This is a genomic window from Citrobacter koseri ATCC BAA-895 (assembly GCF_000018045.1).
Classification (GTDB): domain Bacteria; phylum Pseudomonadota; class Gammaproteobacteria; order Enterobacterales; family Enterobacteriaceae; genus Citrobacter_B; species Citrobacter_B koseri.
This window is the reverse complement of sequence record NC_009792.1, coordinates 4,097,549-4,112,203: the sequence shown is the minus strand read 5'-3', so window position 1 is coordinate 4,112,203 and position 14,655 is coordinate 4,097,549. Positions and strand designations below refer to the sequence as shown.

Genomic DNA, 14,655 nt, shown 5'->3' with positions numbered 1-14,655 from the left:
CTGAGGACACACCTTAAATGAAGCCGCTTTCTTCACCGTTACAGCAGCACTGGCAGACCGTGGTTGAGCGGTTACCAGAAATCCTGGCTGAAGCCACGCTTAGCGTTCAGGCGAAGTCAGTACTTACATTTAGTGACTTTGTGCAGGACAGCGTGATTGCGCATCCCGAATGGCTGACTGAGCTGGAAAGCGCGCCGCCGCAGGCCGATGAGTGGCGGCATTATGCCGCGTGGCTACAGGACGCGTTGGCGCAGGTGACTGATGAAGCGGCGCTGATGCGCGAGCTTCGCGTATTCCGTCGCCGCATCATGGTACGTATCGCCTGGGCGCAGGCGCTGTCGCTGGTGGAAGAAGAAAACATTCTGCAACAGCTAAGCCATCTGGCGGAAACGTTGATCGTCGCCGCGCGCGACTGGTTGTATGACGCCTGCTGTCGCGAATGGGGTACGCCCTGCAACCATGATGGCGTACCTCAACCGTTGCTGATTCTGGGGATGGGAAAACTGGGCGGCGGCGAGCTGAATTTCTCCTCGGATATCGATCTGATCTTCGCCTGGCCGGAGCACGGTTCCACCCGGGGCGGTCGGCGCGAGCTGGATAACGCGCAGTTCTTTACCCGCATGGGGCAGCGTTTGATCAAAGTGCTGGACCAGCCGACGATGGACGGCTTTGTGTACCGGGTGGATATGCGTCTGCGCCCGTTTGGCGACAGTGGCCCGCTGGTGCTGAGTTTTGCCGCGCTGGAAGATTATTACCAGGAACAAGGGCGCGACTGGGAGCGTTATGCGATGGTCAAAGCGCGCATTATGGGCGCTGCCGACAGTGCGTATGTCGATGAACTGCGCGCCATGTTGCGACCTTTCGTGTTCCGCCGCTATATCGATTTCAGCGTGATCCAGTCCCTGCGTAATATGAAAGGGATGATTGCCCGTGAAGTGCGTCGTCGCGGTCTGAAAGACAATATTAAGCTTGGCGCCGGCGGTATTCGTGAAATTGAGTTTATCGTGCAGGTGTTCCAGTTGATTCGCGGCGGACGGGAACCCTCGCTGCAATCGCGCTCGTTGCTGCCGACGCTGAGCGCGATTGATGCGCTGCACCTGTTGCCAGAAAATGACGCCGGACAGTTACGCGCGGCCTATCTCTTCCTGCGCCGTCTGGAAAACCTGCTGCAAAGCATCAATGATGAGCAGACCCAGACGCTGCCGGGCGATGAACTGAACCGGGCGCGCCTGGCCTGGGGAATGCGCACGGATGACTGGTCGCAGCTCACCGACATTCTGGCGGCGCACATGGCTAACGTGCGTCGGGTATTTAACGAACTGATTGGCGATGACGAAACCGATACTCAGGAAGATACGCTGTCGGAACACTGGCGCGAGCTGTGGCAGGATGCGCTACAGGAAGATGATACCACGCCGGTGCTGGCGCATCTGTCCGACGACGATCGCGGACGCGTGCTGGCGTTAATCGCCGACTTTCGTAAAGAGCTGGATAAGCGCACCATTGGCCCGCGTGGGCGGCAGGTGCTCGACCATCTGATGCCGCATCTGCTTAGCGACGTGTGCTCGCGCGAAGATGCCTCTGTGCCGCTGTCGCGTATTACGCCGCTGCTGGTGGGGATCGTTACGCGTACCACCTACCTTGAATTACTGAGCGAATTTCCCGGCGCGCTGAAGCACCTGATTTCGCTGTGCGCTGCTTCGCCGATGGTGGCGAGCCAGCTGGCGCGTTATCCGCTGTTGCTCGATGAACTACTGGACCCGAATACGCTGTATCAGCCAACGGCGACCGACGCTTATCGCGATGAGTTACGCCAGTATTTGCTGCGTGTGCCGGAAGATGACGAAGAGCAGCAGCTGGAAGCGCTGCGCCAGTTTAAACAAACACAACTGTTGCGCATTGCGGCGGCGGATATCGCCGGTACGCTGCCGGTGATGAAGGTCAGCGATCACCTGACCTGGCTGGCGGAGGCCATTATCGACGCCGTTGTCCAGCAGGCGTGGGGGCAAATGGTGGCGCGCTATGGGCAGCCGACGCACCTTGCTGAGCGCACCGGACGCGGGTTTGCGGTGGTGGGTTATGGCAAGCTGGGCGGCTGGGAGCTGGGCTACAGTTCCGATCTTGATCTGATCTTTTTGCACGATTGCCCAATGGACGTGATGACCGACGGCGAGCGTGAAATCGACGGCCGCCAGTTCTACTTACGCCTGGCGCAGCGCATTATGCACTTGTTCAGCACCCGCACCTCTTCCGGTATCTTGTATGAAGTGGACGCGCGGCTGCGCCCGTCCGGCGCGGCGGGAATGCTGGTCACGTCGGCGGAAGCCTTTGCCGATTATCAGAAAAACGAAGCCTGGACATGGGAGCATCAGGCGCTGGTGCGCGCCCGTGTGGTTTATGGCGACCCGCAACTGACCTCGCAGTTTGACGCCGTGCGTCGCGATATCATGACCCTCGCTCGCGAAGGCAAAACGTTGCAGACCGAGGTGCGCGAAATGCGTGAGAAAATGCGCGCGCATCTGGGCAACAAGCATCGCGATCGTTTTGATATCAAAGCCGACGAAGGCGGGATCACCGATATTGAATTTATTACCCAATATCTGGTGCTGCGCTATGCGCATGAAAAGCCGAAGCTGACGCGCTGGTCCGATAACGTGCGCATTCTGGAACTGCTGGCGCAAAACGACATTATGGACGAACAGGAAGCGCATGCGCTGACGCTGGCCTATACCACGCTGCGCGATGAGCTTCATCACCTTGCGCTACAGGAGCTTCCGGGGCATGTGGCGCAAGAGTGCTTCAGCAAGGAACGCGCGCTGGTACGGGCAAGCTGGCAGAAGTGGCTGGTTGCCGGGTGAAGTGTGCTATTATCGCGCGCAAATTTTAAGACCCTCAGAGAATCTCTCAGGAGACAGGAATGAAAGTAACGCTGCCAGAGTTTGAACGTGCAGGAGTCATGGTTGTTGGTGATGTGATGCTGGATCGCTACTGGTACGGGCCGACCAGCCGTATTTCCCCCGAAGCGCCGGTGCCCGTTGTCAAAGTTGACACCATTGAAGAACGTCCGGGCGGCGCGGCGAACGTGGCGATGAACATCGCTTCTCTGGGCGCAAATTCGCGTCTGGTGGGTCTGACCGGTATTGACGATGCGGCGCGCGCGCTGAGCAAAACGCTGGCGGATGTGAACGTAAAATGCGACTTCGTTTCTGTGCCTACGCATCCGACGATTACCAAACTGCGTGTACTTTCCCGTAACCAGCAGCTGATTCGCCTGGATTTTGAAGAAGGCTTTGAAGGCGTCGATCCGCTGCCATTGCACGAGCGTATTAACCAGGCGCTGGGCTCAATTGGCGCGCTGGTGTTGTCTGATTACGCCAAAGGCGCGTTGGCCAGCGTTCAGCAGATGATTCAGCTTGCGCGTAAAGCGGGCGTCCCGGTGCTGATCGACCCGAAAGGCACCGATTTCGAACGTTATCGCGGCGCCACGCTGTTGACGCCGAACCTGTCTGAGTTCGAAGCGGTGGCGGGTAAATGTAAAAGTGAAGAAGAGATTGTCGAACGCGGCATGAAGCTGATTGCCGATTTTGAATTTTCTGCGCTGCTGGTGACCCGTTCCGAGCAGGGAATGACGCTGCTGCAACCGGGTAAAGCGCCGCTGCATATGCCGACCCAGGCGCAGGAAGTGTATGACGTTACCGGTGCCGGGGATACGGTGATCGGCGTACTGGCGGCCACATTAGCGGCGGGGAACTCCCTGGAAGAGGCCTGCTATTTCGCGAACGCGGCAGCAGGCGTTGTCGTCGGTAAACTGGGAACATCAACCGTTTCGCCAATCGAACTGGAAAATGCGGTGCGCGGTCGTGCGGACACCGGCTTTGGCGTGATGACGGAAGCCGAACTGAAACAGGCCGTGGCCAGCGCGCGTAAACGCGGCGAGAAAGTGGTCATGACCAACGGCGTTTTTGACATTCTGCATGCCGGGCACGTGTCTTACCTGGCGAACGCCCGCAAGCTGGGCGATCGCCTGATCGTCGCGGTGAACAGCGATGCCTCCACCAAACGTCTGAAAGGCGAAACTCGCCCTGTGAATCCGCTGGAACAGCGAATGATCGTGCTGGGTGCGCTGGAGTCCGTTGACTGGGTGGTTTCTTTCGACGAGGACACCCCGCAGCGGCTGATTGCTGGCGTGCTGCCGGATCTGCTGGTGAAAGGCGGTGACTATAAGCCAGAAGAGATTGCCGGTAGCGAAGAAGTCTGGGCCAACGGCGGCGAAGTGCTGGTGCTTAACTTCGAAGACGGTTGTTCGACCACCAATATCATCAAGAAAATCCAGAAAGACAGCGATAAATAACCGCTGAACAGACGGCCCGATACGCACAGCGCCATCGGGCATCTGGCTTGTTCCCAAAGTGTGATGTCAGGCAACTGATATGCGCACTTTTTGCACAACCGTTCAACACATATAAGAGAATACTGAAATTAGAAAAAGCATATGGCCTTAACAGATATTTGATAACTGGAGGGTATGCTGATGAACGACAAGAACGTATATTCGTTAAACAATTTTGATTTTCTGGCGCGCAGTTTCGCCAGGATGCAGGCTGAGGGCCATCCTGTTGATATCCAGGCCGTTACCGGAAATATGGATGAGGCGCACCGCAGCTGGTTTTGCAAACGCTATGCGCTTTACTGCCAACAGGCGACACAGGCTAAGAAGTTAGAACTCGAACACTGAAAATATCAACGGGCCTTACGGCCCGTTGTGGTTTTTACTCTTGCGGATCGACAGGCGGGATGGCGGGCGCAGGTTTAACATCTACAGGTTTCTCACGCGCTTCCAGCTCGCTGAGGCGTTGCTCCAGCAGCGCCAGCTTTTCGCGGGTGCGCAGTAAGACCTGAGTCTGCACGTCAAACTCTTCACGGCTCACCAGATCGAGACGCGTCAGCTGCGATTGCAGCGTCTGACGGATTTTCTTCTCGATATCTTCCCCGAACTCCCGAACCCCTTTCGGCATCGACTCGTGAACCTGACGAGCGAGTTGCTCAATTTTTTTCGGGTCAATCATTGTGGTTTCCCTGAACTGGTAAGTGTCAGAACACATTGTAGTGCGATATGCAGGCGTCATAAACCAGAATTGTGTGTCGTTTAGCGGAGTAAAGGCGTTGATGAAGGTAATCAATAGCGTTATAGTTAACTCGCTTATTCTCAGGGCGGGGCGAAATTCCCCACCGGCGGTAAATCAACGTATGGCCAAAAGATTTCGCGTTGCGGCAATGCAGCAGCGGCGTGAAAGATGAAGGACAGGTTGAAAGCCCGCGAGCGCTTCAGGTGCAAATCTGAAGGTCAGCAGATCCGGTGTAATTCCGGGGCCGACGGTTAAAGTCCGGATGGGAGAGAGTAACGATCCAGTCGGGCATGGGCCCGCTCACGTTATTTTTTTGCCGCTTGTCGGTACTCCTAAGACTGCCCTGATTCTGGTAACCATAATTTTAATGAGGTTTTTTTACCATGAATCAGACGCTACTTTCCTCTTTTGGTACGCCTTTTGAACGTGTGGAACATGCGCTATCCGCGCTGCGTGAAGGACGCGGTGTGATGGTGCTTGACGATGAAGATCGCGAAAACGAAGGCGATATGATTTTCCCGGCCGAGACCATGACCGTTGAGCAGATGGCGCTGACCATTCGCCACGGCAGCGGCATTGTTTGTCTGTGCATCACTGAAGATCGTCGCAAGCAGCTCGATCTGCCGATGATGGTGGAGAACAATACCAGCGCCTACGGCACCGGTTTTACCGTGACCATTGAAGCCGCAAAAGGCGTGACTACCGGCGTTTCTGCCGCAGACCGCGTAACGACCGTTCGCGCAGCCATTGCCGATGGCGCGAAACCTGCCGATCTGCACCGTCCAGGCCACGTTTTCCCGCTGCGCGCGCAGCCGGGTGGCGTTCTGACCCGCGGCGGCCATACTGAAGCCACCATCGATCTGGTGACGCTGGCCGGGTTCAAACCTGCTGGCGTACTGTGCGAGCTGACGAATGACGATGGCACAATGGCGCGCGCGCCGGAATGCATCGCGTTTGCCGGTAAACACAACATGGCAGTAGTGACGATCGAAGATCTGGTGGCTTACCGCCAGGCGCACGAGCGTAAAGCCAGCTAATTCTGTAGGCCTGATAAGCGAAGCGCCATCAGGCGATGAGATGATAATAAAAACCGAAGCCGGTTCGCAGGCTTCGGTTTTTTGTGTTTACAGAGGTCATTAATCCCGCCGTTTATCCCTTATATTTTACTTTTTTAAACATCCCATCTGTTAATAAAAGCCCAACCTTTTTCTCTATGATCAAAATCATATTCTCGATTTCATACTGTGCCAGTATATAGGGCTACCTCAATATAGGTAGAAAAGGTTTTAACGCTAATTGTTTGGTAATATTAGATTTTAAGGGTAAGAGGATGTTTATCGCCTGGTATTGGCTCGTCTTAATTTTTCTGGTGATCGTAGGGTATTTTTGCCATATGAAACGCTATTGTAAGGCGTTTCGGCAGGACAGAGATGCGCTGCTGGAAATCCGCAATAAATTACTTCGTCGCGATGATGAAGAACGCGTTATGACCAAAGAGCAGGAATAAGCGCTTCCTGCTGCCTCTGTTATCCGATTCCCATCGCCTGAAGCACGACAAGACTCAACCCCATCACCGACATTCCACACAGTACGCCGTAGCTGGGATTATTATTAGGGTCGATCTCTTTTGCCAGCGGCATCAGCTCATCAACGGATAATGCCACCATAATTCCCGCGACGGCGGCCATGATGGACGCCATAACGACCGGTGAGATCAGGCTGCCCAGAATAAGCCACGCCATCACACCGCCAAGAATTTCCGCCATCCCGGAGATACCGGCCCAGAAAATCGCAGTCCGTTTTGAACCGGTTGCGGCGTAGACTGGCCCGGCGACCGCTAATCCTTCAGGAATATTATGCAAGGCGACCGCCAGAGCAATGCCAAAACCCAATTCGAGGTTGCTGCTGGCGGTGACGAAGGTGGCGATACCTTCCGGGAAGTTGTGCAGGCTGATGCCCAGCGTCAGCAGGATGGCGGTGCGTTTTATCGAGCCGGGGAGAGGACGCGCGGTTTTTTGCACTAAATCTTGTGGGTGGGCGTGGGGAAGCAACCTGTCGAGACCGAAATAACCCAGCAAGCCGATAATAAACATACCGTAACCCAGCACCGGAGACATGCCATCCGCCGCCAGCGCGGCTGGCAGCATCTCCATCAGCGAGATCAACAGCATAATGCCTGCGGCGAATCCCAGTGAAAACGCCAGCACGCGGTTGGACGGTTTTTGCCCCAGCACGCCAAGAAACGCGCCAATAAAGGTGGCGGCGCCCGCCAGTAAGGTCAGAATTAAAGGTACTGACATCGACAACTCCTTATGATTCAACTGTCCGAACCTGACCTTCAAAATAACTGATGATCTTCATCATGGTTATCTGAGTTCTTCATCCATCGAAAAAGCGTATTGTGATGATATCAAAATGACTCCCTCAGTAAGGATATCATCATGTCTTCAACACGTATGCCAGCATTGTTTTTAGGTCACGGTAGCCCGATGAACGTTCTGGAAGATAATGTGTATACCCGCGCCTGGCGGCATCTGGGGGATACATTGCCGCGTCCAAAAGCGATTGTCGTTGTTTCGGCGCACTGGTTCACGCGAGGGACGAGCGTGACGGCGATGGAAGCGCCAAAGACGATCCATGATTTTGGCGGCTTTCCTCAGGCATTGTATGACACGCACTATCCTGCGCCCGGTTCGCCGGAACTGGCGCAACATCTGGTTGAGTTGCTGTCGCCGACGCCGGTCGCGCTGGATAAAGAGGCGTGGGGCTTTGATCACGGCTCCTGGGGCGTGTTGATCAAGATGTACCCGAATGCGGATATCCCGATGGTGCAGTTGAGCATCGACAGCACCAAACCGGCGGCCTGGCATTTTGAAACAGGGCGCAAACTGGCGGCGTTGCGGGACGAAGGCATTATGCTGGTCGCCAGTGGCAACGTGGTGCATAACCTGCGCACGGCGCGCTGGCATGGCGAGAATACGCCCTACCCGTGGGCAACGTCATTCAATGAGTATGTGAAAGCGAATCTGACATGGCAGGGGCCGGTAGAACAGCATCCGCTGGTTAATTACCTCGATCATGAAGGAGGATCGCTGTCGAACCCAACGCCGGATCACTATCTGCCGCTGCTGTATGTGTTAGGTGCATGGGATGGCAAAGAGCCGGTGACGATCCCGGTTGACGGCATCGAGATGGGCAGCCTGAGTATGCTGTCGGTACAGGTGGGATGATTAATGCCCGATGGCGCTACGCTTGTCGGGCCTACGGCACGAATTGTAGGCCGGGTAAGGCGGAGCCGCCACCCGGCACAAGAGACTATTCGACAAAGATATGCGGGTAGAAGCGGGACAGATCCTGGGTGATCAACGCTCTGTCTTCGCGAATACCGATCCCGGCGGGTTGATCGTTGATCAACCAGCTGCCAATCAGCATATAGCTGTCGCCAAACTTCGGCAGCGGGCAGAACTGCTGCACAATCATGCCTTCTTCGCCGTAAGGGCCTTCCACCGCTTCGATCGTTTTCCCGTTCTCAATGATGGAGACGTTAGCGCCTTCACGCGAGAAGATCGGTTTGACGACGAATTTTTCCATTTGCGGATAGTCATCTTCCGCAAAATAAGCCGGCAGCAGGTTAGGGTGATCCGGGAACATTTCCCATAACATTGGGAGCAGCGCTTTATTGGAGATAATGCTCTTCCAGGCCGGTTCCAGCCAGCGAACGCCAGCATCTTCCAGCTTGGTGGAGAACATTTCACGCAGCATAAATTCCCACGGATAGAGCTTAAACAGATTGGCAATCACCTGATCCTGCAAGTCCGAAAACTGACCTTTTTCACCCAGGCCGATATCTTCAATGTAGAGGAACTCGGTGGCGATTTCAGCTTCGGCGGCGCAGTCCTGTAGATACTGGATCGTCCCGCGATCTTCCACGGTATCGCGACAGCAGGTGAGGTGCAGCAGTTGGAAGCCATACTGCTCACGCAGCTCGGCGAAGCGTTCGATCAGCTTTTCTTGCAGACTGTTAAACTGATCGCTGCCTTCCGGCAGGTTGCCCGCATTGAGCTGGTCTTCCAGCCAGATCCACTGGAAAAACGCGGCCTCATACAGTGAGGTCGGCGTATCGGCGTTATTTTCTAAAAGCTTAGGCTCCCCCGTGCCATCCCACGCCAGATCGAGGCGGGAATAGAGCGACGGCTGCTGCGTTTGCCAGGACTGACGTACAAAGCCCCAGGTATGCTTAGGAATGCGAAACTTCGTCATCAGCTCGTCGCTGGCGATCACTTTCTCCACGACCTTAAGGCACATCTGGTGCAGTTCAGCGGTGACGTCTTCCAGCTTCTCAACCTGGTCGAGCGTCAGCTTGTAGTACGCGTCTTCACACCAGTACGGTTCCCCGTACATCGTGTGAAAATTAAAACCGTATTCGGTGGCTTTCTCGCGCCAGTCCGGGCGCTCAGTAATACTGATTCTTTCCATGCGTCTTAGCCGCCCATCGAACGATTCGAGGTGCCGGTGGCGCTACGCTGCATCGTGCTTTGTTTTGCCACTGACTCGCCAAAACCACCACGGGTAACGGTTGTGGTTGTGGCGGGTTTCGGCGCCATCGCGGTTTTCGGTACAGTCATGGTACGGCCAGGCTGTGCGGCGCCGTAGTTCTTGCCGCTGGCGTCGGTGTATTTACCGTAGGCCGGGCTGGCCGGGTTTTTTGAACTGAACAGTGGTTGCTGAGCAAAGCCCGCGCCGCCGCCCATCATTCGACCCATCATATAGCCCGCCATCAGCGGCATCCAGAAGCTGCCGCTGGATTGCGCCTGCGCCTGATTTTCCGGCGCCATACCTGCCTGAGCCGGCGCCTGCTGGCACTGGCCTTCGCCGAATTCAGCCACGCAGTCTTCACGCGTCGCGTATTTCGGCGCGGTACGTTCCGCTTCTTTCAGGGCATTGTTGAATGCGGTCGTACATTCAGCGTTTTTGCCCGGGTTCGCCGCCGAGCAGTCGTCGGCGTTTTGATACAGCGAAACCGTTTCGTCGCTTTTTTCACAGCCGGCCAGCATAAAGACAGCGGTAACCGCCAGAGCAACCGGAGTAAGATGACGTGCGCTCCAGCTTTTGCGGAACGAGGCGTGATGTATAGATTTTGTCCGTTTCATTTTTGTCTTCCAGGACCCAGTGGTAAACACAATAAATAATGCTCAGGATAGTGGATGGCTGGTCGAAATTGAAGCGAGAAGAGGCGAGAATGCGGCAGAATGGCGGGATCTTTACGTTGCCTTACGTTCAGACAAGGTTTAGCGCCCGGTGGCGCGACGCTTACCCTGCCTGGAATCAGGTAGGCTCAATAAGCGAAGCGCCATCGGGCAATTCATCAGTTACGGAACGGGTTGTTACCGTTGCTGCTGGTGGAACGTGCTGAAGCAGGCTGAACCGTACTGGCATTATAGCCATCCGCCGCTGCATCCTGCTGCGGGGTTTCCGGCGCGACGTTGTCCGGGGATGTCGAGATCGGTTTACCCAGCGCATTGTTCAGCGCCACCAGATCCTGCTCGTTCAACGTACCGAGAGCATTCTTGATGTTCAGCTGGTTAATCAGATAGTTATAACGCGCATTCGCCAGTTGTTGCTTCGCTTCATACAGCGCGGTGGTGGCATCCAGCACGTCAACAATGGTACGCGTACCCACGGAATAACCGGCTTCGTTTGCATCCAAAGAGCTTTGCGCGGAAACAACGGCCTGTTTGTAAGCGTTGATGCTGCTGATAGAAGCATTAATGTTGTTGAAGGAAGAGCGCACAGTCTGCACGACGCTGCGGTGCGCGCTTTCCAGCTGTTCGCTCGCGCCAACAAAGTTGTACTGCGCCTGTTTCACCTGAGAGTTGACCATCCCACCCTGATACAGCGGCAGCGAGAAGCTCAGGCCGATTTTGTTCTGGCCCATATTGCTGTCGTCATACTGCGTGCTGTTATGGGTTTTAGAGCCGCTATAAGAGGTGTCAGACACGCCGGTAGAGGCGGTTAAATCCAGCGTTGGCAGATGGCCGTCCTGCGCCTGGCGGATTTGCTCGCGCGCCAGATCCTGGCTCAGACGCGCCTGCAACAGCGTCAGGTTACGGTTTTCGGCCTCTTTCAGCAGCGCGTTAACGGCCTGCGGCTTGTCGGTTTTAAAGTTTGTGACATTCAGCGAAGCCAGTTCCGGGTAGTAGTTACCGGTGACCTGGCGCAGTTCTTCTACGGCGTTATCCAGATTGTTGCGGGCGGTGACTTCGTTCGCCAGCACGGTATCGTATTGTGCACGGGCGTTTTGCACGTCAGTGATAGCGACCAGGCCGACGTTAAAACGCTGGGTGGTTTGATCTAACTGACGATAAACGGCTTCTTTCTGCGCCTGCGTATAAGAGAGAACGTCAATGGCGTTCAGGACTTTAAAGTAGGCGCTCGCCGTATTGAGGATCAGCGTTTGCTGATCGGTCTGGAACGTGACGTCCTGGATACCTGCGGATTTTTCCTGCAACGTCAGCGCGCGCCATTTTGACATATCAAAAAGGGTCTGGGTTAATTGCAGAGAGGCGCTGGTGGCGTTGGAGTTGATGCCATTCGCATCACGATAGCCGTTGCTGTAGGTGTAATCGGCACCTAAACCCAGTTGCGGCAGTAAAGGACTACGCGCTTCGTTAATTTTTTCGAATGCAGCATCGCGATCGGCGGCGGATTTACGCAATTCCGGGTTGCTCAGGCGTGCTTGCTGATAAACTTGCATCAGGTTCTCTGCCTGGCTCAGTGTGCTGAACCCCGTCAGGCTCAGGCCGATAAGGATGGGGAGCAATTTCTTCATTTGCATTCCTTGTTGTGAAGCAGTATTTAGCGCTGATCAAATTGTAAAAATAATTGCTGATTCTAGCAGAATCCGCCACTGCAAAAAGTTGGCGTTACGTGCCATCCGGCGTTAATTTGCACCAATTTATCACAAGGTCGCTGAAACGGCAGTCAAACGCCCTTGAAATTCACATTTTAATCACTATTGGTACCAGGACAGCACAATGCATAAACCAGACAACTCGCCAATGACTTTCTCCAAAAACGATGTAGAAATTATTGCACGAGAAACGCTATATCGCGGTTTTTTTTCACTGGATCTCTATCGTTTCCGCCACCGCCTGTTCAACGGTGAAATGAGCGGTGAAGTGAAACGCGAAATTTTTGAGCGCGGCCACGCCGCAGTGTTGCTACCCTTTGACCCTGAGCGCGACGAAATTGTACTGGTCGAACAGATTCGTATCGCGGCGTATGACACCAGCGAAACGCCGTGGTTGCTGGAAATGGTCGCCGGGATGATCGAAGAGGGCGAAACCGTTGAGGAGGTCGCTCGTCGCGAAGCAATGGAAGAGGCCGGACTTGAGGTCAAACGGACGAAACCAGTCATGAGTTACCTGGCAAGCCCCGGCGGCACCAGCGAGCGTCTTTCTATTTTAGTGGGTGAAGTGGATGCCACGACCGCGAACGGGATTCATGGTCTGGCCGATGAAAACGAAGATATTCGTGTTCATGTGGTAAGTCGGGAGCAGGCTTACCAGTGGGTAGAAGAGGGGAAAATCGACAACGCGGCTTCTGTCATCGCTTTGCAATGGCTGCAACTGCACTATCAAGAGTTAAAACACGAGTGGAAAAAATGAAGCGTTACACACCTGACTTCCCTGAAATGATGCGCCTGTGCGAAACTAATTTTTCGCAATTGCGCCGCCTGTTGCCGCGCAATGACGCACCCGGCGAAACAGTAAGCTATCAGGTGGCCAACGCGCAATATCGGTTAACGATCGTTGAATCGACCCGATACACTACGCTTGTTGCGATCGAGCAGACGGCGCCAGCCATTACGTACTGGAGCCTGCCGTCACTTACGGTGCGCCTGTACCATGACGCGATGGTGGCCGAAGTGTGTTCAAGTCAGCAGATCTTTCGCTTCAAAGCGCGGTATGATTATCCAAATAAAAAGTTGCATCAACGCGACGAAAAGCATCAAATTAATCAGTTTCTGGCCGACTGGCTGCGTTACTGTTTAGCACATGGAGCGATGGCGATTCCGGTTTATTAGCGTCGTGAAACCTAAGGACACCATTTGGAAAGCCTGTTAACCCTTCCTCTGGCTGGTGAGGCCAGAGTCAGGATCTTACAAATTACCGATACTCACCTGTTTGCCGAAAAACATGAAACGCTGCTGGGCGTGAATACCTGGGAAAGTTACCAGGCGGTGCTGGATGCGATTCATGCCGGGCAGCACGAATACGATCTGATCGTGGCGACAGGTGATTTAGCGCAGGATCAAACGGCTGCGGCCTATCAGCACTTTGCTGAAGGTATCGCAAGCTTTCGCGCGCCTTGCGTTTGGTTGCCGGGTAACCATGACTTTCAGCCCGCGATGTACAGCGCGTTGCAGGAAGCGGGGATCTCCCCGGCCAAACGCGTGTTTATCGGCGATCAATGGCAAATCTTGCTGCTGGATAGCCAGGTTTTTGGCGTACCGCATGGTGAATTGAGCGACTTTCAGCTTGAATGGCTGGAGCGCAAACTTGCCGATGCGCCGGAGCGCCACACCTTGCTGCTTCTGCATCACCATCCATTGCCTTCGGGATGCAGCTGGCTGGATCAGCACAGCCTGCGTAACGCGGCCGAACTGGACAGCGTGCTGGCGAACTATCCACGCGTCAAATACCTGCTGTGCGGTCATATTCATCAGGAGCTGGATCTTGACTGGAATGGCCGCCGCCTGCTGGCGACGCCGTCCACCTGCGTCCAGTTCAAGCCGCACTGCGCGAACTTCACGCTGGACACGATAGGGCCAGGCTGGCGGACGCTGGAACTGTACGCCGAGGGTTCTCTGGAAACGCAAGTGCATCGTCTGCCGGGGACTCAATTCCGACCCGATACCGCTTCGGAAGGATACTGATGTCTACGCTTCTTTATCTGCATGGGTTTAATAGCTCTCCGCGTTCGGCAAAGGCATGTCAGCTTAAAAGCTGGCTGGCGGAGCGCCACCCTCATGTTGAGATGATCGTGCCGCAACTGCCGCCGTATCCTGCCGATGCGGCAGAGTTGCTGGAATCTATCGTGCTTGAACACGGTGGAGCGCCGCTCGGCGTCGTCGGATCGTCGCTGGGCGGCTATTACGCCACCTGGCTGTCGCAGTGTTTTATGTTGCCTGCGGTGGTGGTGAACCCGGCGGTGCGGCCGTTTGAACTGCTGACCGACTACCTCGGTCAGAACGAGAACCCCTACACCGGGCAGCAATATGTGCTAGAGTCTCGCCATATTTACGATCTTAAAGTCATGCAGATTGACCCGCTGGAAGCGCCGGATTTGATCTGGTTGCTGCAACAGACGGGGGATGAAGTGTTGGACTACCGCCAGGCGGTGGCGTATTACGCCTCCTGCCGCCAGACCGTTATCGAGGGCGGAAACCATGCATTCACGGGCTTCGAAGATTATTTCAACCAGATTGTCGATTTCCTTGGACTGCACAGTTTCTGACAATCAATTC

Annotated in this window: 15 protein-coding genes and 1 riboswitch; of the genes, 10 read left to right on the top strand and 5 right to left on the bottom strand. The window is 55.1% G+C overall.

The window, feature by feature from the left end:
* Positions 1-17: 17 nt before the first annotated feature.
* The 3 genes from glnE to glgS all read left to right on the top strand — a co-directional run bounded on the left by glnE (position 18) and on the right by glgS (position 4,735).
* Entirely contained in the window at positions 18-2,858 is a 2,841-nt protein-coding gene (gene glnE, locus CKO_RS18955; RefSeq protein WP_012135178.1) for a bifunctional [glutamate--ammonia ligase]-adenylyl-L-tyrosine phosphorylase/[glutamate--ammonia-ligase] adenylyltransferase, read from the top strand.
* Positions 2,859-2,917: 59 nt separating this feature from the next.
* Positions 2,918-4,351, top strand: coding sequence for a bifunctional D-glycero-beta-D-manno-heptose-7-phosphate kinase/D-glycero-beta-D-manno-heptose 1-phosphate adenylyltransferase HldE (gene hldE, locus CKO_RS18950; protein WP_012135177.1), 1,434 nt, complete (start codon positions 2,918-2,920; stop codon positions 4,349-4,351).
* Positions 4,352-4,525: 174 nt separating this feature from the next.
* Positions 4,526-4,735 carry a cell surface composition regulator GlgS gene (gene glgS, locus CKO_RS18945; protein ID WP_012135175.1) on the top strand — a complete coding sequence of 70 codons (210 nt, stop codon included), beginning with the start codon at positions 4,526-4,528 and terminating at the stop codon, positions 4,733-4,735.
* 34 nt (positions 4,736-4,769) lie between these two features.
* On the opposite strand, the gene ubiK is transcribed toward glgS, so the two are convergent.
* A complete protein-coding gene (gene ubiK / locus CKO_RS18940) occupies positions 4,770-5,066 on the bottom strand; it encodes a ubiquinone biosynthesis accessory factor UbiK (protein ID WP_024130961.1) in 297 nt (98 codons plus the stop codon).
* Between the two features lie 132 nt (positions 5,067-5,198).
* Positions 5,199-5,404, top strand: a riboswitch (FMN riboswitch).
* 105 nt (positions 5,405-5,509) lie between these two features.
* On the opposite strand from ubiK, the gene ribB reads away from it, so the two are divergent.
* Both ribB and CKO_RS23705 read left to right on the top strand, forming a co-directional pair.
* Positions 5,510-6,163 carry a 3,4-dihydroxy-2-butanone-4-phosphate synthase gene (gene ribB, locus CKO_RS18935; protein ID WP_012135173.1) on the top strand — a complete coding sequence of 218 codons (654 nt, stop codon included), beginning with the start codon at positions 5,510-5,512 and terminating at the stop codon, positions 6,161-6,163.
* Between the two features lie 293 nt (positions 6,164-6,456).
* Entirely contained in the window at positions 6,457-6,633 is a 177-nt protein-coding gene (locus tag CKO_RS23705; protein WP_012135172.1) for a hypothetical protein, read from the top strand.
* Between the two features lie 19 nt (positions 6,634-6,652).
* Here the strand turns inward: CKO_RS23705 and zupT are convergent, their stop codons facing one another.
* Complete coding sequence (zupT, locus tag CKO_RS18925) at positions 6,653-7,426, bottom strand: zinc transporter ZupT (RefSeq protein ID WP_024130960.1); 774 nt, start codon at positions 7,424-7,426, stop codon at positions 6,653-6,655.
* 141 nt (positions 7,427-7,567) lie between these two features.
* Here zupT and ygiD point away from each other — a divergent pair, with 141 nt between their 5' ends.
* Complete coding sequence (ygiD, locus tag CKO_RS18920) at positions 7,568-8,356, top strand: 4,5-DOPA-extradiol-dioxygenase (RefSeq protein WP_024130959.1); 789 nt, start codon at positions 7,568-7,570, stop codon at positions 8,354-8,356.
* An 85-nt stretch (positions 8,357-8,441) separates the two neighbouring features.
* On the opposite strand, the gene CKO_RS18915 is transcribed toward ygiD, so the two are convergent.
* The 3 genes from CKO_RS18915 to tolC form a co-directional block, all read right to left on the bottom strand.
* Positions 8,442-9,602 carry a glutathionylspermidine synthase family protein gene (locus CKO_RS18915; protein WP_012135169.1) on the bottom strand — a complete coding sequence of 387 codons (1,161 nt, stop codon included), beginning with the start codon at positions 9,600-9,602 and terminating at the stop codon, positions 8,442-8,444.
* A gap of 5 nt (positions 9,603-9,607) precedes the next feature.
* Positions 9,608-10,276 (bottom strand): DUF1190 family protein, encoded by a 669-nt coding sequence (locus CKO_RS18910; RefSeq protein WP_012135168.1) that lies wholly within the window; start codon positions 10,274-10,276, stop codon positions 9,608-9,610.
* 215 nt (positions 10,277-10,491) lie between these two features.
* Positions 10,492-11,961 carry an outer membrane channel protein TolC gene (tolC, locus tag CKO_RS18905; protein ID WP_012135166.1) on the bottom strand — a complete coding sequence of 490 codons (1,470 nt, stop codon included), beginning with the start codon at positions 11,959-11,961 and terminating at the stop codon, positions 10,492-10,494.
* A gap of 199 nt (positions 11,962-12,160) precedes the next feature.
* On the opposite strand from tolC, the gene nudF reads away from it, so the two are divergent.
* From nudF to yqiA, 4 genes are read left to right on the top strand one after another with little or no spacing between them, the layout of a single operon-like run.
* A complete protein-coding gene (gene nudF, locus CKO_RS18900) occupies positions 12,161-12,793 on the top strand; it encodes an ADP-ribose diphosphatase (RefSeq protein ID WP_024130957.1) in 633 nt (210 codons plus the stop codon).
* Positions 12,790-13,212 carry a DUF1249 family protein gene (locus CKO_RS18895; RefSeq protein ID WP_012135164.1) on the top strand — a complete coding sequence of 141 codons (423 nt, stop codon included), beginning with the start codon at positions 12,790-12,792 and terminating at the stop codon, positions 13,210-13,212. Before nudF ends, CKO_RS18895 begins: the two co-directional genes overlap by 4 nt.
* Positions 13,213-13,236: 24 nt before the next feature.
* The gene (gene cpdA, locus CKO_RS18890) at positions 13,237-14,064 is read left to right on the top strand and encodes a 3',5'-cyclic-AMP phosphodiesterase (protein ID WP_012135163.1); all 828 of its coding nucleotides are present in this window, start codon (positions 13,237-13,239) and stop codon (positions 14,062-14,064) included.
* Positions 14,064-14,645, top strand: coding sequence for an esterase YqiA (gene yqiA, locus CKO_RS18885; RefSeq protein ID WP_012135162.1), 582 nt, complete (start codon positions 14,064-14,066; stop codon positions 14,643-14,645). Before cpdA ends, yqiA begins: the two co-directional genes overlap by 1 nt.
* The last annotated feature ends 10 nt before the right edge of the window (positions 14,646-14,655 follow it).

Excerpts from the sequence above, each read along its gene's own strand:
- glnE (WP_012135178.1), top strand. The coding sequence starts at position 18 with ATGAAGCCGCTTTCTTCACCGTTACAGCAGCACTGGCAGACCGTGGTT.
- hldE (WP_012135177.1), top strand. The coding sequence starts at position 2,918 with ATGAAAGTAACGCTGCCAGAGTTTGAACGTGCAGGAGTCATGGTTGTT.
- glgS (WP_012135175.1), top strand. The coding sequence starts at position 4,526 with ATGCTGATGAACGACAAGAACGTATATTCGTTAAACAATTTTGATTTT.
- ubiK (WP_024130961.1), bottom strand. The coding sequence starts at position 5,066 with ATGATTGACCCGAAAAAAATTGAGCAACTCGCTCGTCAGGTTCACGAG.
- ribB (WP_012135173.1), top strand. The coding sequence starts at position 5,510 with ATGAATCAGACGCTACTTTCCTCTTTTGGTACGCCTTTTGAACGTGTG.
- CKO_RS23705 (WP_012135172.1), top strand. The coding sequence starts at position 6,457 with ATGTTTATCGCCTGGTATTGGCTCGTCTTAATTTTTCTGGTGATCGTA.
- zupT (WP_024130960.1), bottom strand. The coding sequence starts at position 7,426 with ATGTCAGTACCTTTAATTCTGACCTTACTGGCGGGCGCCGCCACCTTT.
- ygiD (WP_024130959.1), top strand. The coding sequence starts at position 7,568 with ATGTCTTCAACACGTATGCCAGCATTGTTTTTAGGTCACGGTAGCCCG.
- CKO_RS18915 (WP_012135169.1), bottom strand. The coding sequence starts at position 9,602 with ATGGAAAGAATCAGTATTACTGAGCGCCCGGACTGGCGCGAGAAAGCC.
- CKO_RS18910 (WP_012135168.1), bottom strand. The coding sequence starts at position 10,276 with ATGAAACGGACAAAATCTATACATCACGCCTCGTTCCGCAAAAGCTGG.
- tolC (WP_012135166.1), bottom strand. The coding sequence starts at position 11,961 with ATGCAAATGAAGAAATTGCTCCCCATCCTTATCGGCCTGAGCCTGACG.
- nudF (WP_024130957.1), top strand. The coding sequence starts at position 12,161 with ATGCATAAACCAGACAACTCGCCAATGACTTTCTCCAAAAACGATGTA.
- CKO_RS18895 (WP_012135164.1), top strand. The coding sequence starts at position 12,790 with ATGAAGCGTTACACACCTGACTTCCCTGAAATGATGCGCCTGTGCGAA.
- yqiA (WP_012135162.1), top strand. The coding sequence starts at position 14,064 with ATGTCTACGCTTCTTTATCTGCATGGGTTTAATAGCTCTCCGCGTTCG.